The following is a 1,255-nucleotide window of genomic DNA, read 5'->3' on the forward strand; positions in this document are numbered from 1 at the left end:
TGGCTTTACATTGATAGCCACGGATCCCCCCTCAGGCGTGTAGGTTAACGCATTGTTTACGAGATTAAGAAATACCTGTTTCAGCCTGTACGGGTCACCAGATACATATTGAGGGTCTTTCGGGACATTCAGGTGCAAGGAGATGCCTTTCTCATCCGCCTTATGCTTCAGAAGCGTTTCAATCTCAACAAGCATTTTGGCCGGCTCAAACGTTTCGATACTGAGCGTGAAATTTTGCTGCTCGATTTTTGAGAGATCGAGCAAATCCTGAACCAAAGACTGAAGCCTTTCGCTTTCCTTAAGAATAATAGAGAGAAATTCAGAAAGCGCCTCTTTGTCTTCCATCGCCCCATCCAATAACGTCTCCGTAAACCCTTTTATGGACGTAATCGGTGTTTTCAGCTCATGAGAAACATTGGCCACAAAATCCTTCCTCATCTGCTCTAATTTCTTTGTTTCCGTCATGTCATGGAAAACAAGCACAATTCCTTTCCATTCATCGTCCGGCCCCATAATCGGAACGCCGTCCACTTCAAAATAACGCCGTTCTATTTTGATCGGCAGTCTTAACAGCTTGCATTTCTTTGTCTCCGTCATAAAAATGTCTTCGACAAGCTGGATCACTTCTTCATGTTCAAATGCATCGTGATAAAGACGGCGCAGCATATGATTCGGATTGATATGAAACTGCTTGGCGTAAGACCTGTTTACGAGATTAATAAAGCCTCTTCCGTCGATCATAATCAGCCCGGAGCCAATGTTTTCAATGACTGTCAGCAGCCGATCCCGCTGCATTTCCTGCGTTCGCGTCATTTCCATCAGATCAATGGCAAGGCTGTTCATCGCATGTCCTAGCTTATCAGAACGCCTAATATAGCCGCCGTACGTCCGTGCATCGTAGTTGCCCTTAGAGAGTTCTGTGGCTACATTTGTCGCTGACTCAATTGACCTTTTATAACGTGAGGTCATGCTGGAATAAAAATAAACAATGACGATAAATGCGGTACAAAGACTGGCCGTCAGCATCCCCCACAATTCGCCTTTTAAGCCGTCGCTTTTTTCAGAGGCGGAAAGCAGCACATATCCTGTTTTTTCACCTTCGCTTCTAAGTGAAAGTCCGTAATAAAGCTTGTTATCTGTTGTTGACAGAATACCCTCATGGCCAGAAACAAGCGCCTGCACCTTTTGGGAATCAGCCGATCTACCGTTTGACCCATACAGCACCTTACCGTCTGTATCGATAACGGATGCGCTC

At 45.3% G+C, this 1,255-nt stretch carries 1 protein-coding gene; it reads right to left on the reverse strand.

Annotated features, from left to right (window positions below; all coding sequences use genetic code 11):
• Window positions 1-1,255 (reverse strand): sensory box histidine kinase PhoR (gene phoR / locus ACWHAR_RS21980; RefSeq protein ID WP_452087823.1); only part of this gene is annotated, 1,255 nt, incomplete at both ends.

This window comes from Bacillus sp. LR--39, assembly GCF_053613335.1.